General features: G+C 63.9%; 18 protein-coding genes. 1 reads left to right on the top strand and 17 read right to left on the bottom strand.

Annotated elements, in window-relative coordinates; all coding sequences use genetic code 11:
* Positions 1-17: 17 nt before the first annotated feature.
* The 17 genes from C4K38_RS08185 to C4K38_RS08105 all read right to left on the bottom strand — a co-directional run bounded on the left by C4K38_RS08185 (position 18) and on the right by C4K38_RS08105 (position 23,438).
* The gene (locus C4K38_RS08185) at positions 18-2,951 is read right to left on the bottom strand and encodes a TIGR00180 family glycosyltransferase (protein WP_053277947.1); all 2,934 of its coding nucleotides are present in this window, start codon (positions 2,949-2,951) and stop codon (positions 18-20) included.
* Positions 2,952-3,000: 49 nt separating this feature from the next.
* Entirely contained in the window at positions 3,001-3,738 is a 738-nt protein-coding gene (locus C4K38_RS08180; protein ID WP_053277946.1) for a cephalosporin hydroxylase family protein, read from the bottom strand.
* A gap of 19 nt (positions 3,739-3,757) precedes the next feature.
* Positions 3,758-4,828, bottom strand: coding sequence for a class I SAM-dependent methyltransferase (locus tag C4K38_RS08175; RefSeq protein ID WP_053277945.1), 1,071 nt, complete (start codon positions 4,826-4,828; stop codon positions 3,758-3,760).
* Positions 4,818-5,675, bottom strand: a complete 858-nt coding sequence (locus tag C4K38_RS08170) for an NAD-dependent epimerase/dehydratase family protein (RefSeq protein WP_053277944.1) — start codon at positions 5,673-5,675, stop codon at positions 4,818-4,820. Before C4K38_RS08170 ends, C4K38_RS08175 begins: the two co-directional genes overlap by 11 nt.
* A gap of 5 nt (positions 5,676-5,680) precedes the next feature.
* Entirely contained in the window at positions 5,681-6,907 is a 1,227-nt protein-coding gene (locus C4K38_RS08165) for a class I SAM-dependent methyltransferase (RefSeq protein WP_053277943.1), read from the bottom strand.
* Positions 6,904-7,464 carry a dTDP-4-dehydrorhamnose 3,5-epimerase gene (gene rfbC / locus C4K38_RS08160; RefSeq protein WP_053277942.1) on the bottom strand — a complete coding sequence of 187 codons (561 nt, stop codon included), beginning with the start codon at positions 7,462-7,464 and terminating at the stop codon, positions 6,904-6,906. Before rfbC ends, C4K38_RS08165 begins: the two co-directional genes overlap by 4 nt.
* Positions 7,461-8,543, bottom strand: a complete 1,083-nt coding sequence (gene rfbG, locus C4K38_RS08155; RefSeq protein WP_053277941.1) for a CDP-glucose 4,6-dehydratase — start codon at positions 8,541-8,543, stop codon at positions 7,461-7,463. The genes rfbC and rfbG overlap by 4 nt, the downstream gene beginning before the upstream one ends.
* Entirely contained in the window at positions 8,525-9,298 is a 774-nt protein-coding gene (rfbF, locus tag C4K38_RS08150) for a glucose-1-phosphate cytidylyltransferase (RefSeq protein ID WP_053277940.1), read from the bottom strand. Before rfbF ends, rfbG begins: the two co-directional genes overlap by 19 nt.
* A 296-nt stretch (positions 9,299-9,594) precedes the next feature.
* The gene (locus C4K38_RS08145) at positions 9,595-13,167 is read right to left on the bottom strand and encodes a glycosyltransferase (RefSeq protein ID WP_053277939.1); all 3,573 of its coding nucleotides are present in this window, start codon (positions 13,165-13,167) and stop codon (positions 9,595-9,597) included.
* A gap of 119 nt (positions 13,168-13,286) precedes the next feature.
* Complete coding sequence (locus C4K38_RS08140; protein WP_053277938.1) at positions 13,287-14,861, bottom strand: flagellar hook-associated protein 3; 1,575 nt, start codon at positions 14,859-14,861, stop codon at positions 13,287-13,289.
* Between the two features lie 13 nt (positions 14,862-14,874).
* Positions 14,875-16,926 carry a flagellar hook-associated protein FlgK gene (flgK, locus tag C4K38_RS08135; RefSeq protein WP_053277937.1) on the bottom strand — a complete coding sequence of 684 codons (2,052 nt, stop codon included), beginning with the start codon at positions 16,924-16,926 and terminating at the stop codon, positions 14,875-14,877.
* A gap of 10 nt (positions 16,927-16,936) precedes the next feature.
* Positions 16,937-18,199: a flagellar assembly peptidoglycan hydrolase FlgJ gene (gene flgJ / locus C4K38_RS08130; protein WP_053277936.1), complete on the bottom strand. Its 1,263-nt coding sequence runs from the start codon at positions 18,197-18,199 to the stop codon at positions 16,937-16,939.
* Positions 18,200-18,209: 10 nt separating this feature from the next.
* Positions 18,210-19,298: a flagellar basal body P-ring protein FlgI gene (locus C4K38_RS08125; protein WP_164487035.1), complete on the bottom strand. Its 1,089-nt coding sequence runs from the start codon at positions 19,296-19,298 to the stop codon at positions 18,210-18,212.
* Positions 19,299-19,325: 27 nt separating this feature from the next.
* Positions 19,326-20,021, bottom strand: a complete 696-nt coding sequence (gene flgH / locus C4K38_RS08120; RefSeq protein WP_053277934.1) for a flagellar basal body L-ring protein FlgH — start codon at positions 20,019-20,021, stop codon at positions 19,326-19,328.
* A 52-nt stretch (positions 20,022-20,073) separates the two neighbouring features.
* Positions 20,074-20,859 (bottom strand): flagellar basal-body rod protein FlgG, encoded by a 786-nt coding sequence (flgG, locus tag C4K38_RS08115; RefSeq protein WP_025805167.1) that lies wholly within the window; start codon positions 20,857-20,859, stop codon positions 20,074-20,076.
* Positions 20,860-20,904: 45 nt separating this feature from the next.
* Positions 20,905-21,645 (bottom strand): flagellar basal body rod protein FlgF, encoded by a 741-nt coding sequence (locus C4K38_RS08110; RefSeq protein ID WP_053277933.1) that lies wholly within the window; start codon positions 21,643-21,645, stop codon positions 20,905-20,907.
* Positions 21,646-21,869: 224 nt separating this feature from the next.
* Entirely contained in the window at positions 21,870-23,438 is a 1,569-nt protein-coding gene (locus C4K38_RS08105; protein ID WP_053277932.1) for a sigma-54-dependent transcriptional regulator, read from the bottom strand.
* A gap of 305 nt (positions 23,439-23,743) precedes the next feature.
* Between C4K38_RS08105 and phhA the strand changes: the two genes are divergently transcribed.
* Positions 23,744-24,535, top strand: coding sequence for a phenylalanine 4-monooxygenase (gene phhA, locus C4K38_RS08100; RefSeq protein ID WP_025805164.1), 792 nt, complete (start codon positions 23,744-23,746; stop codon positions 24,533-24,535).
* Positions 24,536-24,557: the final 22 nt, after the last annotated feature.

Genomic DNA, 24,557 nt, shown 5'->3' with positions numbered 1-24,557 from the left:
TTTCCTGTCAGCCGGGCTTATGCGAGCAGCTGCGACCAGTCGACACTGGAAGGAGCGCCAGGAGTGAAGCCCTTGCCGGTCCGGCTCAGGTTCTGGTTGTAGGCCACATCGTGTTCGAAGCGGGCCTGCCATTTGTCACGCAGCGCCGCCGCGGCCTGGGTATCGTCCGCCAGGAGGCCCGGATGGAGGATCTGCACCTGCGGGGTCCAGACCGTCAACAGCCCGGCATCGGCCACCTTCAGGCACAGGTCGACATCAGCGAATGACTCGGCGAAATGCTCTTCGTCCAGGCCACCGACAGCGTTGTAGACGTCCTTGCGAATCATCAGGCAGGCGCCGGAGACCGCCGAATAGTTCTGCTCGGCGAGCAAGCCGTTCAGGTAGCCGCTGGCGCCTTTCGACTCACCGGCGAACGCCGCCCCCAGATGCTCGTTCAGCCCGAGAACCAGGCCGGCCGAGGTGGTCCCACCCTTGGCGTCCACCAGGCGCGCGCCGACGATCCCCACTTCCGGACGCTGCGCCTGATTGAGCAGGCTCTCCATCCAGTCGGCATTGACCACTTCGCCGTCGGCCGCCAGCAGCACCAGGTAGTCGCCCCGGGCCTCCTGGCTCGCCGCGTTGTACAGCGCCGCGACGCTCAGGCGCTGCGGGCTGCGCAGAACGCGGATACGATCGCTCTTCTGCTCCAGGCTGGTGAGCCAGCTGGCCAGCTCTTCGGACTGGCTATGGTTGTCGGCGATGACCACTTCGTAGCGCTGGTAGCGCGTGCGTTGCAATACACTGACCAGGCAACGCTGCAGCTGCTTCAGGTTGTCTTCGCTGCGCAGGATGATCGAGACCAGCGGACGTTCGCCATGGCCGTAGTTGATCTGATAGACCCCTGGCTGCGCCGCGCTGACCTGGGCCCGGTAGCCACGGTTGCCCAGATGACGGGTCAACACCTGGCTGTACTGGGTGTTCTCCTGCGCCTCGGCGGCCTGGCCGAGCAACAGCGGTTCGGCCAGATGGGCCAGGCCGGCCAGCCCGCCGTCTTCGATCAGGCGCAGCAGCAGGTCGTATTCCATGGCCTGCGGAAAGGCCGTCGAATAACCACCGGCGGCCACCAGCACATCCCGGCGAATCAGCCAGTGGCCGGCCATCATGTCCGGCACGCTTTGCAGCAGGTCAAGGTTGACGCCCGGGCGGAACACATCTTTCAACGCGCCATCGGCGCCGTAGTGGATTTCGTCCATGGCCACCGCGCGGCACCCTTCGGCGCCGAGCAGTTCCAGGCTGGCGCGCAGCAGGCCGCTTGCGGTGAAACGCTCGCCGGCACGGGCCAGGAGCAACCAGTCGCGGGAAGATTGCGCCGCGACCTGGTTGATTCGCTCCACATAGTTGCTGGTGCTGACCTTGACGAAATGCACGGTGTCCTGGGCGGTGGTGGTCGCCGGCAGGTCGCCCGTGGTGAAGACCACCACCTGGAAGGACCGGCAATGGCCGTTGACCAGGCTGTCGAAGGTCGCCTGCAACTTGACCATGTCCGCGTCGAGATCGAGCAGCAGGATGCCGAAGCTCGGCCCGCCGTTGTGCCGGGCCAGGTGCTCGTTGATCGACTTGAGCTGCTGCGCCTCGGGGTTGCGCGCCTCCAGCCACTTCAGCAGGCGCCCCGAAGGCATGTTCTCCAGCAGCCCCGGGCCGTCCTGGAAAGGCACCGATGCCAGGCGCTCGGCCCAGGCCTGCAGCTTGCGGGCATCCTCCTGTTCCTCAGAGCCTTGCAATGAAGACGCCAGACGCTGGACCACCTCAAGGTTGAACAGGTTGCACGACAGCGCCTCCCACAAGCGGCTGCGCAGGGTACGGTCGGTGTCGTTGGGTTGCACCTGCATCAGTTGCTGCTGCTTGAGCAGCACGCCTTCGAGTTCCAGAAGTTGCAGGCGGCCAGCCGGCATCGCATGCATGAGGAATTCGAACTCGGTCAACAGGTCGAACATCGGCTTGTTGTAGAACGGCATCTCGACGAACTGTTCCGGGCCGAACGAACGCACCGGCTCGGCCCCGGGCTCGACCCAGGCCGAACGGAAAATCATCTTGCCATTGAGCGAGCGCCCGGTGAGCAGGCACTCGGCCATGGCCTTGAAACTGTCCAGGGCAAGCTGCTTGGCCTGCTGCGGCCCCTGGGCGCTCAAGCCGGTGGGCAACGACGCCAGGAAGCCGGCGAACTCCTCGCGCCGGGCCACCGACTTGGCGTCGCCGTAGGTCAGCACCGTCAACACATCGGTGTTGTGCTCCGAGGCGTTGTAGTTGACTTCCCGCACGGCGAACGGGATCGGCAGGATCCGCGCCTTGGCCGAGGCGAGCAGGAAGAAGGTATGGCCGATTTCCTGCCATTCGAAACTGGTCCCCGGCGGCAGCAGGCTGTACCACTGTTGCAGCAGGTCGGTGCGGGTCACCGCGTAGAACGGCGGCAGGAAATGGCTCATGAACGCCATGACCCGCTCGCCGGCATCTTCCGAGGCGTAGTCCTCGATCACCCGGCAGTCGCGCCGGTAGTAGTTCACCTCGGCGGCGCGGGCCAGGTACATCATCCCGTAGCCATGGCACAGGCCGTAGTCGGGGTTGGCTTCGAGAAACTCCACCGACTCGGTCAGCGCGCCATGGAGCAGGAAGTCGTCGTCGGCGGCAAACACCATGTACGGCGTCGTCACCTGCCCGACACCGTAGCTGAGCTTGTCCTGCAGGCCCTTGTAGGTGTACTGCGGCAGATGCCGATAGTCGACCTGGGGGAACTGCGCGGCCAGGCTTTCGTCGGCGTGCAGCGAAGAGTCCAGCACCAGGATCTTGCAGGGGTAGGTGCTGTAGTACTGCAAGGTGCGGCGCAAGAACGCCTTGCGATTGTGGGACATCACCACCAGCGTGAAACGCTCGCTCAACGGTGCGCTAGTGTTTTGAGCCTTGTCTTGAACCTGCATCAGTGTTTCCCCACAACTGGCAAAGTGCTGTTAGCTACAACCATTGAATTCAACGAACGCGACGCAGATAGCCATCTGGCGCCACGGTGATCAGCAACTTGTTCTGCATCTGGTAGTCGATCTCGAAGTCGCGGTTCTCTTCCAGGTAGGCCCAGACCGCGGTTTTCGGGTTGTCGCCCGGGCCCCATGGACGGTCCGGGAAGAAGTCCGCCGGCATGTCCTCGACCACGGTGTCCATCACCACGCAGTAGCTGTCCACCGATACCAGCGGCGCATACAGGCGCAGTTCTTCGAGCACGTGCTCGTGGGTGTGGTTGGAGTCCAGTACCAGAATCACTTTTTTGCCTTCGGCGGCGGCGCGCACCTTGGCAGCGATGGCCGGGTCGATGCTCGAACCTTCGATCATCTTGATGCGCTTGCTCATCGGATGGCTTTCGATGGCTTCGCGGTTATGGGCGCGGATATCCAGGTCGATGCCCAGCACTTCGCCGTGGCCCTGCAGTTCGAGCAGCGAGGCGTAGTAGATGATCGAGCCGCCGTGGGCGATGCCGCATTCGATCACCAGGTCCGGCTTGACCCGCCAGATGATCTCCTGCATGGCCATCATGTCCTGGGGCAGCTGGATGATCGGGCGGCCCATCCAGGAGAAGTGATAGCTGTACTTGTGGCCGGCGGACTGGTTGAAGAAGTCGCGCGCCAGGCCCTTGAGTTTCTGGTCTTCGCCCTGGGCGCGGATCTGTTCCTGGCACTCGGCTTCGAAGGCTTGGATGATGCTGTTGTCGGTCATGGTCGGGTCTCAATAAACGTCATTTGAACGAAGCGCTGTCGACCGCGTGATAGACATAACGCCCATCGGTCATGCGCTTGATTTCGTCGAGATAGTTGGAATTCATCACAAACAGGTTGGCGCCCTCGGGCAAGGTCGCCATGACCTCTTCGGGGGACGACACACGGGCGCCGCTCAGGGGCAGATAACGGCCCTGCTTGGCCGGATTGATATCCACCACCTGGTCCACCGAAACGCCCGCGCGCTGCAGGAACAGCGAATAGATCACGCCTTTGGACGACGCGCCCCAGATCGCCGAGCCCGCCTCGGGCTGCGCCTGGATGATCTGCTTGGCGCGCTCGATGCTGGCGGTGAAATCCAGCGGCATTTCCAGGCGCGCGACCGGTGTCTCGCCAGGCTCGCGCAAGGTGCCGAGGTCAGCCACCACGTACAGGTACTGGCCGCCGAACAGGTGGCCGGCTTCGTGCACGGTGCCGAACATGCGCCGCAGGTCATCCAGGCGGAAGTAGTTCACATGCTCGTAGAACACATCGAACCAGGCGCGATGCTCGACGATCCAGTCGAAGCACGGCACTTCGATGTAGATCTGCCCGCCCTGGTTGGCCTCGGCCATCTCCGCCAGGAACGCCCGCGGGTCGGCGATATGTTCCAGCACATGGCGCAACACCACGGCATCGGCCGACAGGCCCAGGCCACGAGTAAAGGGCGCCTTGATCACATCGGCGTTATCGCCCTCGTAGGCCGGGTCGATGCCGGTGATGCGGTAGCCCCGCTCACGCAGCAGTTCGAGGAAGTAGCCCTTGCCACAACCGACCTCGATCAGCTCGCGGCCCTTGAAATGCCGGGCGATGATGCCCTCGACATCCTGCAGGTGACGCTGGAACTGCGCCGAGTGGGCCTGCTCGTTCTGGTAGTCGCTGTCGTAGCTCAGTTTGTCGGGGTCGAAGGCCTGGTTGAAGATCAGGCCGCTCTCCTCGTCCTGCACCAGCACCATGTCGGCACAGGCCGAGGCCCTGGCGCTGTGCGCGTCGGCGAAGGTGCGGTTCTGCAGCACCGGCAGGTCCATGACCCGATACAACTCATGCCCCATGTTCTGCTCCCAATAGTTGTTGCAGGCGCTGGTTCGCCCCCCAGAACGCCATGGGTTCATGGGCGGGATAGGGGTAATGCCCCAGGTTCAGGCGGATCATCGAGCCGCGCTCGCGCACACGCTGCTCGACCAGCGCCCGAACCGATATCGGCTGGCCGCTGGAACAGTTGACCACTCCGGAAAACTCTCGCCGTTGCAGCAGTGCCGCAAGGCTGGCGGCGGCGTCCTCGATGGCCAGGTAATCGCGCAGCTGTTCGCCGGCGGACATGTCGAACACCGCGTCGCCGGCATCGATCGCCCGGTCCAGGGCGGCCAGCAGGCTGTTGGGGTTCTGCCCGGCACCGTGCAGGTAGAACAGCCGCACCCATTGCAGGGTAAAAGGCACATGCTGCTGCAGGCTCTCCAGGAACAGCCGCAGGCTATGCTTGGCCAGCCCGTAGGGATTGCTCGGCTGCGCCGGCGTCTGCTCGTCGAGCGGACCGCTCTGCATACCGTATTCGAAACAGGTACCGGTGATCATGACCTGGGGCACGCCCGCCTCGACCGCGGCCTTGATGAACCGGTAGTCGGCCATCAGGTTGTGCTCGAGATGGAACAGCGCCTTGTAGTTCGGCAGCCCCGGCCAGGCCAGGTGCGCCAGGGCATCGACGCCGTCGACCAGAGAGGCGATATCAGTGTCGGCGGCATGCACATCCGCGGCCACCTGCTCCACCGCCCCGGCCCAGGGCATGGCGGCGAGTTTTTGTGGATCACGGGCCAGCGCCCGCACTTGGCAGCCGCGGGCCAGCAAGGCGGCGACCAGATGCCGGCCGACAAAACCGCTGGCGCCGGTGACCAGTACTTTCATGCCACTCACAGCAGCTTCAACTCGGGCACGGCGATCACGAAGCGCCCGCCCCACTGGCGAACGTGGGCCAGCTGCTCGCTGACTTCCTGCAACAGGTTCCACGGCAGCACCAGTACATAGTCCGGGCGCTCGCTGTCGATACGCTCTGGCGCGACCACCGGAATCCGGCTGCCGGGCAGGAACTTGCCCTGTTTGTGCGGGCTGGCGTCGGCGACCCAGGCCAGCAGGTCCGGCTTGATCCCGGCGTAATTGAGCAAGGTGTTGCCCTTGGCCGCGGCGCCATAACCCACCACGCGCTTGCCTTCGGCCTTGGCCTGGAGCAGGAAGCGCAGCAGGTCATGCTTGATGCGTTCCGCAGCGGGTGCCAGCGTGGCGTAGAACTCGGGGGTTTTCACGCCCGCGTCGAACTCGGCTTGCAACTGCTGCTGCACCGCCGGTTGCACGGCGCGGCGTTCGCCGTCCTTGCGCTGGACGAAAACCCGCAGCGAACCGCCATGGGTGGCCAACTGGCTGACGTCGAAGACTTCCAGACCGTTGCGCTCGCACAGTACCTGCACGGCGGTCAGGGACAGATAGGAATAGTGCTCGTGGTACAGGGTGTCGAACTGCGCGCCGGCCATCAGCGTCAGCAGTTGCGGGAACTCGAAGGTGGCCACGCCGGTCGGCTTGAGCAGCGTCGCGAAACCGCCGAGGAAATCGTTGATGTCCGGCACATGGGCCAGCACATTGTTGGCGGCCATCAGGTCCGCCGCCCAGCCTTGGTTTTTCAGCTGCGCGGCGGTGTCGCGACCGAAGAACAGTTCACGAATCTCCAGGCCTTTTTCCCGCGCGGCTTGCGCGGTGCTGCGGGTCGGCTCGACGCCCAGGCATTTGATCCCGCGAGCGGCCACGTACTGCAACAGGTAACCGTCGTTGGCGGCGACTTCCACCACACGGCTGTCAGCCGTCAAGCCAAAGCGCTCGACCGTCTCGGCCACATAGCGCTCGGCGTGGGCCAGCCAAGTGCTGGAAAACGAACTGAAGTAGGCGTACTCGGCGTCGAACAGGCTTTCGGCGCTGGTGTAATCCTCGGTCTGTACCAGCCAGCATTGCTGACACACGGCGACCTTCAGCGGCACCCATTGCTCGGCCTGTTCAAGACGATCGGCATGCACATAGGCGTTGGACGGTGGTGAGGTGCCGAGGTCGATCAGCGGCAGGCTCAGCGGTGCGGCGCACCCACGGCAGTTCATAGACGCACTCCAGCAAAGTGTTGATCGAGCGCGGGATGGCTGGAATCCCGGGCCGACAGATTATTGACAGGCAACGGCCAGGCAATCGCCAGCCGTGGATCGTTCACCGACAGACCACCCTCGTGCTCCGGCGTGTAATCGGTGCTGTGCAGGTAGAGCAGCTCAGCATCGTCGGTGAGGGTCTGAAAGCCGTGGGCGAATCCGGCCGGGATCAGCAGGCTGCGGCCATCGCCGGCCTTCAGGTGCTCGGCGTGCCAGTGCAGAAAGGTCTCGGAGTCCGGACGCAGATCCACCGCCACATCCCACACCTCGCCGCGCAGGCAGGTGATCAGCTTGGCTTCCGGCGCGTTGGCGTTCTGGTAATGCAGACCGCGCACACTGCCCTTCTCGCGGGTACAGGAATGGTTGATCTGGCGGATATGAAACTCGCTGCCGAATGCACTCAGGCTGCCTTCGCAGAACAGTCGGGCGAAGTGTCCGCGCTGATCTTCGAAGCGTTTGTGCTGGACGCTGAACAGTCCGGCCAGCGGCAGTTGTTTCAAGGAAAACTCGCTCACAGCGCGCCCCGGTACAGATTCAGTTGAGCGAGGGTCACGGTGCGCATGTCGTCACCGTTCTGCCAGGCCAGGTGCCAGTCCAGGGTCTGCGCCAGGCATTGCTGCAGCGACCAGCGCGGTTGCCAGGCCAGCAGCTGGCGTGCGCGGCTGCTGTCCAGGCGCAACAGGCCGGCTTCGTGCAGCTCGCTCGGTTCGATGCGCAGCCCGGGGGCCGCCGGCCAGCGCGCGGCCAGCAACTCGACCACTTCGCCGACGCTGCACATGTCCGCTTCGCTTGGCCCGAAGTTCCAGGCCCCAGCGAACTGCGGTCCTTGTTCGTAGAGCCCGGCGGCCAGTTGCAGGTAGCCGGCCAGCGGCTCCAGGGCGTGCTGCCACGGACGCACGGCTTGCGGGTAACGCAGGGTCACCGGCTCGTCCGCCGTCCAGGCCTTGAGTACGTCGGGAATCAGCCGCTCAGGCGCGAAGTCGCCGCCGCCCAGCACGTTGCCGGCACGCGCGGTGGCCAATGCCAGACCGTGCTCGGCGTACTTGTCGGCCGGGAAAAACGACGCCGCGTAAGACTGCGCCAGCAATTCGCAGCAGGCTTTGCTGCTGCTGTAAGGGTCGTGACCACCGAGGGCTTCTTCCTCGCGGTACGGCCACAGCCATTCCTGGTTGGCGTAGACCTTGTCGGTGGTCACCAGCACACAGGCACGCACGCCGCCGACCTGACGGATTGCTTCCAGCAGGTTCAGGGTGCCCATCACGTTGCTGGAGTAAGTACCCAGCGGGTCGCGATAGCCCTCGCGCACCAGCGGTTGCGCCGCCAGGTGCAGGACGATTTCCGGCTGCGTCTCGGCGATCAGCTCCAGCAAGGCGCCGAGGTCGCGCAGGTCGCCACGCTGGTCGTTGATGCCCTCGGCGACCCGCGCCAGCTCGAACAGGCTCGGCTCGGTCGCAGGGTCCAGGGAGAAACCGCTGACTTCAGCCCCCAGGCTTTGCAGCCACAGGGTCAGCCAGCTGCCCTTGAAACCGGTGTGGCCGGTCAGCAGGACCCGCTTGCCACGCCAGAATTGCGGGCTCAGTCCCACTGCTTCCATGGGGCCTCCCCGCTCTGCCAGAGCTGTTCCAGGTGGTTCTTGTCACGCAGGGTGTCCATCGGATGCCAGAAGCCATCGTGCTGGAAGGCCTGCAGCTGGCCTTGCCGGGCCAGGGTGGCCAGCGGCTCGGCTTCCCACACCGTGTCGTCGGCGGTCAGCAGCGGCAACACCTTGGGCGACAGCACGAAGAAGCCGCCGTTGATCCAGCCACCGTCACCGCGGGGCTTTTCGGTAAAGCCCAGGACGCTGTCACCGTCGCGCTCCAGGGCGCCGTAACGGCCAGGCGGCTGCACTGCCGTGACGGTCGCGTGCTTGCCGTGGGCCCGGTGGAAGTCCACCAGGGCGCCGATATTCAGGTCGGACACGCCGTCGCCGTAGGTGAAGCAGAAGGCTTCTTCATCCTGCAGATAGCGGCCGGCCCGGCGCAGACGGCCGCCGGTCATGGTTTCCTCACCAGTGTCGATCAGGGTCACACGCCAGGGCTCGCTGTAGTTCTGGTGAACGTCCATGCGGTTTTCCCGCATGTCGAAGGTGACGTCGGAGGTGTGCAGGAAGTAGTTGGCGAAGAAGTCCTTGATCGCGTACCCCTTGTAGCCCAGGCAGATCACGAAGTCGTGAATGCCGTGGGCGGAGTACTGCTTCATGATGTGCCAGAGAATTGGCTTGCCGCCAATCTCGATCATCGGCTTGGGCTTGAGATGGGACTCCTCGCTGATGCGCGTGCCCAGGCCACCCGCCAAAATAACTGCCTTCATCGTCTCCCCTCTTGTTCGTCACAGGGCTCTGCCAAGCTGTACCGAGCTTTTTGCGGGCCTTCTGGATAAAACCTTGTGCCGTTGACGGCGCCTCGCTGGTCTGCGAAAACGCTCGTTTTATGGCGATATCGAGGGGGGCTTGCAGGAAACGCGCCAGCTCCTGGGTCCCGGGCCCATGGCCCTGGGGCAGTGGAACGACACGACGAGGGTCGCCTTGAGCGGAGAAACCTGCCCCTGGATCGCCGCCATAAAAAAGCCAGGCGTCCAGGCCTGGCTTGTTGTGTTCCCGCGCCTTATCAATCCGGCAACCACCCCTGCATCCACAGATTCAGGTTGTTGCCCCGCAACATGTAGTCGCGCAGGACTTCTTCACGCAGCGCATCGCCCATGCGGTAGCTGGCCTCGGGATCGGCCAGGTGCATGCGGATCGCCTCGATCCACTCCTGGGTGCTGTTACTCACGACCTTGGTACAGGGCAGATAGCCGCGGTAGGCCTCGGTGTCGGTACAGATCACCGGGTAACCGCAGGCGCCGTACTCCAGCAGGCGCAGGTTGCTCTTGCAGTCGTTGAAGATGTGGAACTCCAGCGGCGCCAGGGCCAGGTCGAGGTTGAGGCTGGCCAGTTTGAACGGGTAGGTCTGCAAGCCTATCGCCGGATGGAACTCATGTACGTAAGGCCGTAGTTCATCCGGGCACATGCCGAAGAACACCCATTCGACTTCATGGGCCAGCTCGCGTACCACATCGGCGATGATTTCCAGGTCGCCGGTGTGGCTAGTGCCTCCGCCCCAGCCCACCCGTGGCTTGCTCGAAGTACCGCGACGGCAGGTCAGGCTGCCCCAGGGATCGACCGGCAGCATGTTCGGCACGATCCGGATGTCGCTGTGCATGCTCGACAGCGCATCGGCCAAGGGCTGCGTGGTGACCACCACCCGGTCGCACAGGGCGATGCCCTGGCGCAGCATTTCTTCGGTATTCAGCGGCTGATTGCGCGCATGGGTATTTTTCTTCGGCGCACTGACCACATAGTCGTCGAGCTCGAAAACCCGCAGCGCACTGGAATACTTCTTCATGCGCAGGATATCGCTCACCGCGCCGTCGCTGTAGCGGCACTGGAGGATAATCGAGTCGGGGGACAGGCGCTCGATTTCCACGCTCGAAGGGGACTCGTAGGCGAACCGGCCGATCAACCGCCCTTCCTCTTCCAGCGCCGTCATAGGCGCGGTCACCCGGTAATGGCCCACCGCCGAGCTGTTCACCGGCAAGCCGAGCACCAGCGGCAAGGCGCGGGTCGAGAACGGGTTCCAGTTATTGCGCAGCCCCACTTCCAGGCTGAAGCTGGAGTATCCCAGGCTCAGGGCCGGGTTGTAGGCCGGATCACGGGCGACCTGGGGCATCCAGCTGCGGTAGAAAGTGTCGTGTTCACGCTCCCGTACTGCCAGCTCCTCGGGCTCCTGCGCTACCTTTTCGGCCGACACAAGCACCACGCTGGCAAAGGGCGTCCAGACCACCAGGTAACCGTCGCGCTTGATCCTCAGGCACAGGTCGACATCACTCAGCCCCCGGGAATAGTTGACCTCATCCAGCTGGCCGGCACTGTCGAAGACTTCCTTGCGCACCATCAGGCAATCACCACTGACCGCACTCCAGCTCTGCGGCACCTGCAAGCGCTGCATGTAACCGCGGGCACTGGCGGCCTCGCCGTAGAACGGCGAGCTGGCGGCGCCGGCCAGGCCGAGGATCAGTCCGGCGTGCACGATCGAGCCATCCAGGCCGAGCATGCGCGCGCCGACCACACCCACTTCCGGCCGCTGCGCGTGATTGAGCAGCTCGTCCAGCCAGTCGCCGGAGCAGATCAGGGCATTGGCGCTGAGCAACAGCAAGTACTCGCCGCGCGCCTGTCGCGCCGCGTAATTGCGCAGTGCCACATCGCTAGCGCTGCCGGTAAACGGCAACACCCGCAACATATCGGCACCCAGCTGCGCCATGGCCTCCAGCCAGCCGGCCATGGCCGGGTCGCGACTGCCACTGTCGACGATCAGGATCTCGTAATGGCTGTAGGCGGTTTTTTCGATCAGGCTCTCGGTGCAGTGCTGCAACGCCGCCAGCGAATCACCCGCCGGGATGATGATCGACACCAGCGGCCGCTGCGGGAACAGGTAATCGATGTGATTAAGCAGCGGCAGTTCGTCGTGGCTGATGCGGTGCTCCACGCCGATTCTGTTCAGATGCGCACCGACCAGTCCGGCGTTGCCCTCGATCACCTCGGGCAGCGACAGCCAGTCGGCGAAATTGAACGGGCTCTCGACCTGGATCTCGGCAATGTGTTCGATGGTCTGCGGCCCCGCTTCTTCCACCAGGCGCCACAGCACGTCATGAGGGGCCAGCTCGCCGAAAGCCGGATCGAATCCGCCCAGGGCCAGAAAGCGCTGGCGCTCGAATGCCAGCGTCCGGCCGACATAGGGGTAACCGCGCATCAGGTCCAGGTTGAAATCGGGCTTGAACACCGGGTCGATGGACTCGCCCTCGCCCCGTGCGCCTTCGTCGCTGTAGACGCACAGCGCGCCCGGCGTCGCGGCAATGCGCTCGGCGAGGATCAGCAGCGCCGATTCCTTGAGGAGGTCGCCGGCGCGCAGCAGGTAAAACCAGTGGCAACCTTCCAGCTGCGGCACCAGGGCATTGAGCTGCTGCGGCCACTGCGCTTCCAGAGGCAGTTGCAGCACACGCTCGTGCTCCGTGCACTCGGCATTGGACAGGACCAGGATCGCCTGCGGCGCATACAACTGCTGCGCCAGGCTCTGCAAGGTCGACTCCAGGGCCACAGCATCGGCCTCCACATCGATCACGATGGGTACGATCTGCGGCCGCACCGGCCAGCTGGCGATACGCTGTGGCAGATGACGTTTCTCGGTCTCGGTAAAACACCGGATCGCCAGCCACTCCTGGTAGAAGTCGGCGTAACTTTCAGTCTCGCCACCGACCCGGCCACTGACCACGGTGTTGCGGTTGCCGAGCACCCGGGTCACGCACAGCTCGCCCCACTGCCAGCCCGGCTCCGTCATTTTCGCCAGGTCCACGTAACGTACCCAGCCCGAGGCCGGGGCCGATTCGCCGCTACGCGCGGCGAGCATCTGTGCCAGCCAGTCCCACTCGAGCTTCGCCGCCCGCAACATCTCCGGCTGCTTGCTCAAGCGTTCCGGATACAGGCGCTCGGTGCTCAGCACGGTATTGATCAGCGCCAGGTTGCCACGCCGCATCAAGCATACGAACAACGCCAGATCCAGCAGCGCGAGGAAGCCTGCGCTCTCTTGGGTCAAGGCTGGCAACAGTTCCAGCACGTCGGCGCGACGCATCAGGGTCGAACTGAAATTGCCAAGGAAGTTGCGTGGCGTACTCTCGAGGATCGCCAGCATGTCATCGCCCTTGAGCATCGCGTCGTTCGGCGACAACCGGGCGTTCTCGACCCGCGGCGGCAGAATGAAATTACCGGCATCGCTCATCATGCGCAGCGCGCAAACCAGATTGATCTCGGGGTGGTCGACCAGCACCTGTGCCTGCAGGGCAATGCTCGGGGCGAACAGGCGGTCATCGTCGCAGAGGATCTTGATCAGCTCGCCCCGCGCCTCTTCGACACAGCGCAGCAGGTTCTTCTGCAGACCCAGGCGTTGCGGGTTGCGCAGATAACGCACCGGATGGGGTGGCTCGACGATGGCGTCCACCGCCTGACGGATCTCGTCGCCGGCCGAGTCGTCGCAGATGACGATTTCGATCCGCTCCCAGGTCTGGGCCAGCGCACTCTCGAGGGCCTGGCTGAAGAAGCGCGGATTGAAGGCAGGGATGACGATGCTGACTAGAGGGTGTTGATTCACGGCGGGAAACTCTCGAGCGGTGGGCCCGGCCTGATCAGGCGGACCCCGGAACCGCTTAATGAAGACGGCTGACGGCTCGGCGGTGCGGCCGCGCTCACAGGAGCGCGACCGGCTCAGACTCAGACCTTGTTGAACAGGCCCAGTTGGGCAATCTTGCTGAAGGCCAGTTGCGAGGCTTGCAGCATGGTCTGTTGCAGGGTCAGGCGGGTCATCACCTCGGCCGGGTCGGAATCGCGGATCGCCGACTGGGTCTGGGTGTTGGCCGCGCTCAGGCTCAGGTTGGTTTCGTTCTGGATCTCCAGCGCCGAACCCCGACCACCGATGTCGCTGACCGCGCTCGCCACCTGGTTGGCGCCGCTGGCCAGGTTGGCCATCCCCGCCTGCAACCCGGCGTTGAGTTTCTGGATGGCGATCGGATCACCGTTGGTCGGTGTATTCAGCACCGAACGCAGCTGGCTGATGGTGTCGAGGACGTTCTGGGTCTGGTGGTTGTTGACCGCCACCACGTACTGGTCGCCCGCTGCCGGTGTACCGCTGAAGGTAAAGTTCACGCCAGACGCAGTGGCGGTGGAGCCGGCCATGGTGCCAGTGGAAACCGGCTTGCTGTCGGCGGTCAACGGTGAGGCGTACAGCTCGTAGTTGGTGGCGCTGGTGAACTTGATGATCGCACCACCGCTCGGGAAGCTGGCGTTGTAGGCGTTGGTGTTGCTGACGCTGGCGCCAGTCACCACCGCGGTCGACGGGTTGCCCGGGCTGCGCGAGACGTTGAAGGAATCAGGCTTGGCCGCCAGGGTGAAGCTGTGACCGGCGATCTCCGTGTTCGGGGGGGTGGCATCACCGGGTTTCAGGTTGATGCTCAGGCGCAGATCGACGCCACGGAAACTGACGGTCTGTGCCTCTGCACCCTTGCTGGAGCTGAAGGAGCCATTTTGGCTGGCCTCCGACGTCACGTCGTTGCCGGCGCTGTCGGTGATCTTGAACTGGGTGCTGCTGAGGAAGCTGATGGTGTACGGCTCGCCGCTGCGGAACTCACTGTTGTACTTCGGATTCGAAGACACCTGGCCGTTGGACAGCGTCACCCGGCCGTCATCCACCGTCGGGGCGGTCATGCTGACCTGGCTGCGGCTGGTGTTGATGGCTTGCTGGAAGGCGGCCCAGCCGGTGGTGTTGGTGGCCATGGACATGGTGTCGCCCACCGGGAGGTTCAGCGTGGTCTGGTCGCCGTTGTAGCTGTAGGTGCCGTCGGAGTTGCGGGTGAACGGCACGGTGTCGCCCTGGGAACCGGCAAAGATGTACTTGCCGTTTTCGTCCTGGGTGTTCATCAGGCTCAACAGCTGCTCTTCGATCTGCGCCAGTTCGGCGGCGTTGGCCTTGCGGTCGTCGTCGGTGAAACCGGCGTTGCCGGCCCCGCTCGCCAGTTCCTGGGCACGCGCCAGAACGTTGGTGATGCTGGTCAGGACCGATTCGGCCTGGCCCAGGGACGCCTTGATCGAGGTGGTGTTGGCCGAGTACTGGCTCAACAGCGAAGCCTGCTGGCCCAACTGCAGCAGGCGCGAGGCGCCTACCGGATCGTCGGCCGCGGTGTTGACGCGAACCAGGCTGCTGGCCTCTTCGCTGCTCTTGACCGCATTGGCGAAGTTCTTCTGGTAGTTGGCAGCCGAGGATTCGTAAAACTGGGCGGTGGAAATACGCATGAGCTACGACTCCTTAAAGGCTGTTGATCAGGGTGGCGAAGGTTTCCTGCGCCGCCTTGATGATCTGCGAGGACGCGGTGTAGTACTGCTGGTACTTGACCAGGTTGCCGGTCTCTTCATCCAGGTCGACCCCGGACAACGAATCCCGCGAGCTCTTGGCGTTGGCCAGGATCGCCTCGGTGGCCGCGCCGTCGAGCTTGCCCTGGTTGGCCTTGGCACCGACGTTCTCCACCAGCTTGCCGTAGGCGTCGACCAGGGTGATGCCCTTGCTGGCCGAACCGGTATCCACGGTCTGCTTGCTCTGCAGCCCCGCCAGCGCAGTGCCGTTGCGGTTGTCGGTGGAACCGGCGCCGTTGAACTTGACGTTCAGCCCTTCGCCTTCCTTCGGCGAACCGGCGACGCTCATTTCCACGGTAAAGGTTTTCTGCACCGGCGGTGTAGCGCCGTCGGTGATCGGGTTGCCGCTGGCATCGACCATCTTGATCTGCAGGCTCAGGGTGTTGTTCTGCCCCGGAACGATCGAACCGGTGCCCATCAACGTGCCCTTGGCATCGTAGTACTTGTAGCCCTGGCTACCGCCCGCGGGGGCGTCGAAGACCAGCTTGACCGGTACCGAGTTCTTGATCGCGGTCTGCATCTCGGCGTTGGCGGCCGAGTCGTAGATGTCCAGCGCCGGCTTGACTGTCGGCAGGCCCGGAATGCTCAGCGAACCGGTCGCCCCGGGCAGCACTTCGGCGTTCAGCGGCGCGGCGATGGCCAGGCGCTTGGCGTCGGTCAGCTCGGTCTTGATAGTGGTGGCCGCGTTGCGGGTCGGGGTGATCTTGAAGCTGTCGCCGGCGCTCATCGCCCCGCCGTTGAGGCTCAGGGTGAAACCGTCGATCACTGGTGGCGGCGTGGTGGTGGTGCTGAACGCGCCCAGGCTGGTGCCATCGGAGCGCTTGACGGTGTAGTCGGTGGCGCTGGTGAAGGTCACCTGGTAGTCGCTGATGGTCAGCTTGCCGGTGTCCTTGATGGTCACATCGAGGTTGCCCGAGCCTGCGCTGTTGTTGCCGTTGGCAATGCTGCGCTGGCTGATCAGGGCCGCACTGTTGATGTTGTTGAACAGCGCCGCGCCGAACTCGCCGTTCTTGTCGATGCCCTGGCCGAGCTGGCGGTTGACCTGGTCGGCGATCACCAGGGCCACGCGCCCCAGTTCGTTCATCGCCGGGTCCAGCACCTCGCTGCGATAGCGCAGCAGGCCGCCGATCTCGCCACCAGTGACTACCGAGGTCACATCGATGGTGCTCGAGCCGCGATTGAGTTGCAGCGAGGAACGGGTCGGGTCGGTCTTGCCGGCGACCACTTCCAGGGTACTGGAGGTGTTGCCCACGACCAGCGGCTGGCCGCTGCCCAGGTACAGGTCGACGCTCGAGCCGCGCGTCGAGACATCCACCTTGACGAACTCCGACAGCTGGCGCAGCGTCTCGTTGCGCGCGTCGAGCAGGTCGTTGGGCATGCCGCCGCCACTGGAGACTTCGGAAATCCGCTGGTTCAGCTGGGCGATGGTGGCCGCCAGCTTGGTGACATGGTCAGCCATGCTGCTCAGGTTGCCGTTGATATTGGCGTTCTGCTCGTTCAACTGGCTGGAAACGGAGTTGAAGCGATTGCTCAGGGCCTGCGCATCGCTGAGCAGCAACTGGCGCGAGGCATCGTCGGCCGGCTTGGCGTTGACGTTCTGCATCGAGGCAAAGAACTTGGTCAGCGCGCCGGTGATGCCGGTGCCGCTGTCCGACAGCAGCTTGTCCACCGGGGTGATCTGCCCCAGGTAGGCGGCGGCATCGCTGTTCAGCGAGGTCTTGGTCTGCAGCTGGGCGTCCAGGTAGCTGTTGTACACCCGGCGCACGTCGGCCAGGGTGGTGCCGCTGCCGATGAAGACATTGCCGTACTGGTTCGAAGCCTTGGTGCCCTGCACGGTCTGCTGGCGCGAATAACCGGCGGTATCGGCGTTGGCGATGTTGTTACCCGTGGTCATCAACGACGTTTGGCTGGCTGACAGCCCCGACATCCCGATATTGAGCAAACTCATGATTCAGACCTTATAAATTCGTGGAAGCGCCCGCCGCAGCGTAGTTCTCGTAGCTCTTCATCTGCTTGGCAATCTGCGAAATCTTGCTTGCGTAGTCCGGGTCGGTTGCATACCCGGCCTTTTGCAACTCGCGTACAAACTGTTCTGGGTTATCGGCCGCCTTCAGCACTTCTTGATAGCGATTGTTGCTCTGCAACAAGGTCACCAGGTCGTGGAAGCTGTCCTGATACGAGGCATAGGAACGGAACTCGGCCGTCTCCTTGACCATCTGGCCATTTCTGAATTCGCTGGTGATCGCCCGCGCCTGGTCGCCCTTCCAACTGCTGCCGGCCTTGATGCCGAACAGGTTGTGGCTGCTGCTGCCGTCCTGCTGGCGCATCACCGATTTGCCCCAGCCGGTTTCCAGCGCGGCCTGGGCGACCAGGTAGCGTGGGTCGACACCGATGCGGTCGGCGGCCTGCTGCGCCATCGGCAGCATGGTGGCGACGAATTCGTCCGCCGAGCTGAAGGCCTTCTTCGCCGGCGCCAAGGGTGGCTGGGCCATGGCGCGACCGTAGATCTGCATGCGCCCGTGGGGCACGGCGGCAAAGCTGCGAGAACTGTTCTTGACCAGCGCGTCGGTGGCGGCCGTGGTGCGTTCCGGCAAGGCCGTCCGGTTGGTGGCGGTACTGTCGGCCGACGGCACGATGCCCGCCAGCAGGCGATCGGTCAGCTTGCTCGGCAGGGAGATGCGCCGCTGGTTGAGCAGCGCCATATCGTTATGGGTACCACTGTCGGCGGCGCGCTGCGGCTCCAGTGCACGGGAGGCCCACAACGGGCGCTGGCCATTGACCCGCGACAACGGACCGCCCAGGGCTGTGGTACCGGCAGCGATGGCGGTTGGCGTCGCGACCTTTTCAGCCTGGGCGCCAGGCAAGGTCGCCGCCGCGGCAGGATTGCTGGATTTGTTCTTCGACATCTGACGCATCAGCACATCGGCCAGGCCGATACCGCCGCCCTCACGGGACATGGAAACCGCCAGCTGCTGGTCGTACATTTCCTGGTATTGCTTGGCCGCCGGGGTGTTGAGCGGGTTGTCCTTGCCCAGCGCTTCGGTGGCCGAGCGCATGGACTTGAGCATTTCGTTGAGGAACAGCGACTCGAACTCCTGCGCCACCTTGCGCATGTTGGCGTCGCTGTTCTTGTCGCCGACCTTGAGCTGGTTAAGCCGGTTGAGGTCCGAGTAGGAACCCGAATCCCCGCTGCTGACCAGACCGCTCTTGCGAATATCCATGGCCCCTACCTCAAATCACGATCAGGTCGGCTTGCAGCGCGCCGGCCTGTTTCAAGGCTTCGAGGATCGCCATCAGGTCGCCCGGTGCCGCGCCGACCTGGTTCACCGCACGCACGATCTCGTCGAGGGTGGTGCCCGGGCCGAACTTGAACATCGGCTTGGCTTCCTGTTCGGCGTTGACCCGCGAGCGCGGCACGACCGCGGTCTGGCCGTTGGACAACGGGCCAGGCTGGCTGACGATCGGGTCTTCGGTGATGGTCACGGTGAGGCTGCCGTGGGTCACGGCGGCTGGTGACACCTTGACGTTCTGGCCGATGACGATGGTGCCGGTACGCGAGTTGATGATGACCTTGGCCACCGCCTGCCCCGGATCGATTTCCAGGTTCTCGAGGATCGACAGGTAGTCGACGCGCTGGCTCGGATCGAGCGGCGCGGTAACGCGAATCGAACCGCCGTCGATGGCCTGGGCCACGCCCGGACCGAGCATGTCGTTGATCTTGTCGACAATGCGCTTGGCGGTAGTGAAGTCGGAACGGTTGAGGTTCAGGGTCAGGCTGTTGCCCTGGTTGAAACCGCTCGGCACCGATCGCTCCACCGAGGCACCGCCCGGGATACGACCGGCCGACGGAACGTTGACCGTGATCTTCGAACCGTCACGGCCCTCGGCATCGAAACCGCCCACCACCAGGTTGCCCTGGGCGATGGCGTAGACGTTACCGTCGATACCTTTGAGTGGCGTCAGCAGCAAGGTGCCGCCACGCAGGCTCTTGGAGTTACCGATGGAGGACACGGTGACATCGACCTGCTGCCCCGGCTTGGCGAATGCTGGCAGATCGGCGCTGATCGACACTGCCGCGACGTTCTTCAGTTGCACGTTGCCGGAACCAGGCGGCACCTTGATGCCGAACTGCGACAGCATGTTGTTGAAGGTCTGCAAGGTGAAGGGTGTCTGGGTCGTCTGGTCGCCGGTGCCGTTAAGCCCGACCACCAGGCCGTAGCCGATCAACTGGTTGGAGCGCACGCCGGAAATGCTGGCGATGTCCTTCAGCCGTTCGGCTTGAACGTTGCAGGCCGCCGAAAGCAACAGCGCGGCCAGCATGAGGCGTTTGAAATTCAACGTAGCCACCTAGAAAGGGAACAGCGGGCTGAGGAAGAAACGGTCGAACCAGCCCGGCTGGCTCGCATCGGCAAAGGCACCGGTACCCGAATAGGTGATGCGCGCATCGGCGACGCGGGTCGAGGACACCGTGTTGTCGGTGGCGATATCGTCGGCGCGCACCAGGCCGGCAATCCGCACCAGCTCGTCGCCGGTGTTGAGGGTCAGCCACTTCTCGCCGCGCACGGCGATGATGCCGTTGGGCAGCACATCGGCCACCGTCACGGTGATCGAACCGGTCAGGCTGTTGCTCTGGCCGGACTTGCTGTCGCCCTTGGTGGCCCGGTCGCCGCTGTAGCCGACATCGAGGCTCAGGTCGCCGCTACCCACCGGGTTATTGGTGTTCAGGCCGCCACCGAAGAACGAGGTCAGGCCGATGCCGGTCTTGCTGTTCTTGTCGACCTGGGAGTTGGCGTTCTTGCTCGCCTGGGTCCGCTCGTTGAGGGTGATGGTAATGATATCGCCCACGCGGAACGCCTTGCGGTCGCTGTACAGGTTCTGCTCGAAGCCGGCCTGGTAGATCGAGCCATTGTTGGCCGCGGCCGGCAACGGAGTACGTGGCAACACCGGAGCGTAATACGGGTCATTGGGCTTCGGCGTCGGGGCCACGCAGCCTCCGAGCACGACGAACCCACTCAGTGCGAGAACAGATACAAAGCGATTCATGACCCTACCTCATGGTGCTGCAGGCGGCCGCTGGGCCGCCCCTAGGACTTGATTACAGATTCTGCGTGACGAACGAGAGCATCTGGTCGGCGGTGGAGATCACCTTGGAGTTCATCTCGTAGGCGCGCTGGGTGGTGATCATGTTGACCATCTCCTCAACGGTGCTGACGTTGGAGGTTTCCAGGGTGTTCTGCAGGGTGGTGCCGAAACCGTTGAGGCCCGGGGTGCCGACTTGCGGCGCGCCGCTGGCGGCGGTTTCCAGGAACAGGTTGTTGCCCGTCGCTTGCAGGCCGGCCGGGTTGATGAAGTCGGCGGTCTGCAGGTTGCCGATCACTTGCGAGGCCGGGTTGCCGGCGGTGGTGATCGAGACAGTGCCGTCCTGACCCACGGTGAAGGTCTGGGCATCGTTCGGTACGACGATCGCCGGCTCCAGGGTAAAACCGTTGGCGGTGACGATCTGGCCGTTGGAGTCCAGGTGGAAGGTGCCGTCACGGGTGTAGGACGTGGTGCCGTCCGGTTGCAGGATCTGGAAGAAACCGCGGCCGTTGATGGCCATGTCCAGCGGCTGCTCGGTGGTCTGCAGGCTGCCGGCGGTGAAGTTCTTCTGGGTGCCGACGATGCGCACACCGGTACCCAGTTGCAGGCCCGATGGCAGCTCGCTGTCCTGGGTCGACTGGGCGCCAGGCTGGCGCTTGATCTGATACAGCAGGTCCTGGAACTCGGCGCGATCACGTTTGAAACCCGTGGTCGAAACGTTCGCCAGGTTGTTGGAAATGGTGGTCAGGTTAGTGTCCTGGGCGGACAGACCTGTTTTGGCAACCCATAGAGCCGGAAGCATTCGATTCTCCTCGTGCGCCTGTTTTACGGCGCGACGTACTGGTAATTAGCTGATCTGCAAGACCCGAGCCATGGCCTGGTCGTCTTCTTTGGCGGAATTCATCATCTTGATGTGCAGTTCGAACTGCTTGGAGAGCGCCAGCACCGAGGTCATTTCCTCGACCGCATTGACGTTGCTCGACTCGAGGAAACCCGAGACCAGTTGCACATTGGCGTCAGCCGCTGCCGGCTTGCCGTCCTTGGTATGGATCGAACCGTCCAGACCCTTGGTCATGTTCTTCAGGTCCGGGTTGACCAGCTTGATGCGGTCGACCTCGGCCATCACCCGTGGGCCTTCGCCCATGGCGCGGATGCTGATGGTGCCGTCCTGGCCGACTTCCACCTGCTGCTCCGGCGGCACGGCGATCGGGCCGCCGTTGCCGATCACCGGCATGCCGTTGCCGGCGCGCAGCACGCCCAGGGCGTCGATATTCAGGCTGCCGGTGCGCACGTAGCTTTCACCGCCATCGGGGCTCTGCACGGCGATCCAGCCATTGCCGCTGACCGCCACGTCGAGGTCGCGGCCGGTTTCCACCAGCGAGCCCGGAGTGAAATCGGTAGCCGGGCGCTCGGACATGGCAAAGGCCCGCGCCGGAAAGCTGTCGCCAAACACCGGCATCGAACGCGCCTGCTCCAGGTCGCGCTGAAAACCGTTGGTGGAGATGTTCGCCAAGTTGTTGGCATGCGCCTTCTGCGCCAGCGCATTCTGGCTGGCACCGGTCATGGCCACATAAAGGTACTTGTCCACAGTCTTTCCTCTGCCTGTCGGGCGTTTGCCGCCCACCGCTGTACTGCTGAGCCATAAGCAATAAGCGCACCAACTTGTTTTTCGGGCGGTCGAAGGCAGGAAATCCGGGAACTTGAGGGCGGTCGAAGGGAATCGGGCGATTGTGTCAAAGACGAAAAACCGGCGCAGATATGCCGCTTACGGCAAGGCTCCGCCTCTCGTCCCCGACACAATCCTTGGCGCGCTTATTCTTCCGGGCCGTTGCCCTTGCCCACTTCGTATTCGCGCAGCTTGTTGGCGATGGTGGTGTGCGACACGCCCAGGCGCTTGCCCAGTTGGCGGCTGCTGGGGTGCTCGGAATACAGGCGTTCGAGCACGGCCTTTTCAAAGCGTCCGACAATTTCGTCGAGGCCGCCTTCCAGGGAGAAATCGCCAAGGGGTTGGCGCACGCCGTAGTCCGGCAGGCGGATGTGTTCGGCCTTGACCGTGCCGCCGTCGCACAGGGACACCGCCTGGAACAGCACGTTTTCCAGCTGCCGCACGTTGCCCGGCCAGTGGTAATGGCTGAGGCGCTCCATGGCCGCCGGCGCCAGCTTGGGCAAGCCGCAGCCGATCTGCCGGCTGGCCTGGTCGAGGAAGTGCTCCACCAGTGGCGTCAGGCCGTCGAGGCACTCGCGCAGCGGCGGGATATGCAGGGACAGGACGTTGAGGCGGTGGTACAGGTCCTGGCGGAACTCGCCACGGGCGCACAGTTCCGACAGGTCGACCTGGGTCGCGCAGATCACCCGCACGTCCAGGTACACCTCTTCGTCGCTGCCGACCCGGCGGAAGCAGCCATCCTGCAGAAAGCGCAGGAGCTTGACCTGCAAGCGCGGGCTCATCTCCCCTACCCCGTCGAGAAACAGCGTGCCGCCGGCAGTCAGCTCCAGCAGCCCGAGCTTGCCTTCGGCCCGCGCGCCCTCGAAGGCCCCCGGCCCGTAGCCGAACAGCTCGGTCTCGGCCATGGATTCCGGCAGGCCGGCGCAGTTGAGCGCCATCAGCGGTGACTGCCCGCGCGGGCTGGCCAGGTGACAGGCCCGCGCCAGCAGTTCCTTGCCGGTGCCGGTCTCGCCCTCGATCAATAGCGGCGCGTCCAGCGGCGCCATGCGCCGCGCTTCGCGCACCACCGCGGCCATGACTTTCGAACTCTGGAAGATGCTATCGAACCCGCGCAGTTCCTGCTTGCGCACGTTATAGATGCGCTCGCCGACCCGGTCCGCGCGATGCAAGGTCAACACCGCGCCGGCCATGGCCTCGCTGTCGTCGTGCTCCGATTGCAGCGGCGCGATGTCCGCCAGAAACACGTCACCCTTGACCTTGACCCGCAGGCCGTTGATCCGCGACTTGTTGGCCCGCACCAGCTCCGGCAGATCGAAATCCTCGGCATACCGCGACAGTGGAATCCCCGGCACCTCGTCCACCCGCACCCCCAGCAACTGCGCCGCCGCGCGGTTGGCGGCGACGATGGAACCGCCCATGTCGATGGACAACACCGGGAACTCCAACGCCCCGAGCAGGGCATTGAGCTCCATGTGCCGCCGCTCGCTGGGCATCAGCCCGACCCGCTTGACCCCGAACACCCCGGCGATCGACTCGAACTTCGGCCGCAGCGCCTGGAACTGCAGATTGATCAGGTTCGGGCAATGCAGGTAGATGGCATTGCCATGCTCGCCGCCCACCTCGCCCCGGGCGACGTTGATGCCGTACTCCACCAGCAGGTTGAGAATGTCGCGCAGGATGCCGATGCGATTCTGGCAATGGACTTTGATACGCATAAAGGAAGGCCTGGAACAGGTAATGGAGGGCGTGAACGCCAGAAAGCGGCACTTTTGGCACCTCCTGGCACGAACTTTCTGCGGTGTGACGCAGATAATCGTCAAGATTATGTGACAGTCACCGGTCTTTTCAAATCGACTATTCTCAGTAATAGCGGCGCTGCGGCGCTTTCGTAACGAAAACTTTACGAAATCACCCCAAATCCGCCCATTACGTTCACGTCAACCTGCTGCATGGGCTGCAACCTTGAGTTATCTCTAGCGTCAACTGATAACAAGAACGCAGCCCCTGACAGGAGAGCAGCATGAAGCAGACGCAGTACGTGGCCCGCGAGCCCGACGCCCAAGGTTTTATCCACTACCCCGATGAAGAACACGCGGTGTGGAACACCCTGATCACTCGTCAGCTGAAAGTGATCGAGGGTCGTGCGTGCCAGGAATACCTGGATGGCATCGAGAAACTCGGCCTGCCCCACGACCGCATCCCGCAGCTGGGCGAAATCAACAAGGTGCTGGGCGCAACCACCGGCTGGCAGGTAGCCCGGGTACCGGCGCTGATCCCCTTCCAGACCTTCTTCGAATTGCTCGCCAGCAAACAGTTTCCGGTCGCGACCTTTATTCGTACCCGCGAAGAACTGGACTACCTGCAAGAGCCGGATATCTTCCACGAGATCTTTGGCCACTGCCCGCTGCTGACCAACCCCTGGTTCGCCGAATTCACCCACACCTACGGCAAGCTCGGCCTGCAGGCCACCAAGGAAGAGCGGGTGTACCTGGCGCGCCTGTACTGGATGACCATCGAATTCGGCCTGCTGGACACCCCGCAAGGCCAGCGCATCTACGGCGGCGGCATCCTCTCCTCGCCGAAGGAAACCGTCTACAGCCTGTCGGACGTGCCCGAACACCAGGCCTTCGACCCGCTGGAAGCGATGCGCACCCCGTACCGCATCGATATCCTGCAACCCATCTACTTTGTGCTGCCCAACCTCAAGCGCCTGTTCGACCTGGCCCATGAAGACATCATGGCCCTGGTGCACCAGGGCATGCAGATGGGCCTGCACGCACCCAAGTTTCCGCCCAAACCCAAGGCGGCCTGAGCGCCCTGCCCTCGCGCGGCGC

This window comes from Pseudomonas chlororaphis subsp. piscium (assembly GCF_003850345.1).
In the GTDB taxonomy this organism is placed as follows: Bacteria; Pseudomonadota; Gammaproteobacteria; order Pseudomonadales; family Pseudomonadaceae; genus Aquipseudomonas; species Aquipseudomonas piscium.
The sequence above is the reverse complement of the archived record's forward strand: the minus strand, read 5'-3'. Positions and strand labels throughout refer to the sequence as shown.

What these genes read in the sequence shown, in the direction of transcription:
- C4K38_RS08185 (WP_053277947.1), bottom strand. Translation starts at nt 2,951, where the DNA reads ATGCAGGTTCAAGACAAGGCTCAAAACACTAGCGCACCGTTGAGCGAG.
- C4K38_RS08180 (WP_053277946.1), bottom strand. Translation starts at nt 3,738, where the DNA reads ATGACCGACAACAGCATCATCCAAGCCTTCGAAGCCGAGTGCCAGGAA.
- C4K38_RS08175 (WP_053277945.1), bottom strand. Translation starts at nt 4,828, where the DNA reads ATGGGGCATGAGTTGTATCGGGTCATGGACCTGCCGGTGCTGCAGAAC.
- C4K38_RS08170 (WP_053277944.1), bottom strand. Translation starts at nt 5,675, where the DNA reads ATGAAAGTACTGGTCACCGGCGCCAGCGGTTTTGTCGGCCGGCATCTG.
- C4K38_RS08165 (WP_053277943.1), bottom strand. Translation starts at nt 6,907, where the DNA reads ATGAACTGCCGTGGGTGCGCCGCACCGCTGAGCCTGCCGCTGATCGAC.
- rfbG (WP_053277941.1), bottom strand. Translation starts at nt 8,543, where the DNA reads ATGGAAGCAGTGGGACTGAGCCCGCAATTCTGGCGTGGCAAGCGGGTC.
- rfbF (WP_053277940.1), bottom strand. Translation starts at nt 9,298, where the DNA reads ATGAAGGCAGTTATTTTGGCGGGTGGCCTGGGCACGCGCATCAGCGAG.
- C4K38_RS08140 (WP_053277938.1), bottom strand. Translation starts at nt 14,861, where the DNA reads ATGCGTATTTCCACCGCCCAGTTTTACGAATCCTCGGCTGCCAACTAC.
- flgK (WP_053277937.1), bottom strand. Translation starts at nt 16,926, where the DNA reads ATGAGTTTGCTCAATATCGGGATGTCGGGGCTGTCAGCCAGCCAAACG.
- flgJ (WP_053277936.1), bottom strand. Translation starts at nt 18,199, where the DNA reads ATGGATATTCGCAAGAGCGGTCTGGTCAGCAGCGGGGATTCGGGTTCC.
- C4K38_RS08125 (WP_164487035.1), bottom strand. Translation starts at nt 19,298, where the DNA reads ATGCTGGCCGCGCTGTTGCTTTCGGCGGCCTGCAACGTTCAAGCCGAA.
- flgH (WP_053277934.1), bottom strand. Translation starts at nt 20,021, where the DNA reads ATGAATCGCTTTGTATCTGTTCTCGCACTGAGTGGGTTCGTCGTGCTC.
- flgG (WP_025805167.1), bottom strand. Translation starts at nt 20,859, where the DNA reads ATGCTTCCGGCTCTATGGGTTGCCAAAACAGGTCTGTCCGCCCAGGAC.
- C4K38_RS08105 (WP_053277932.1), bottom strand. Translation starts at nt 23,438, where the DNA reads ATGCGTATCAAAGTCCATTGCCAGAATCGCATCGGCATCCTGCGCGAC.
- phhA (WP_025805164.1), top strand. Translation starts at nt 23,744, where the DNA reads ATGAAGCAGACGCAGTACGTGGCCCGCGAGCCCGACGCCCAAGGTTTT.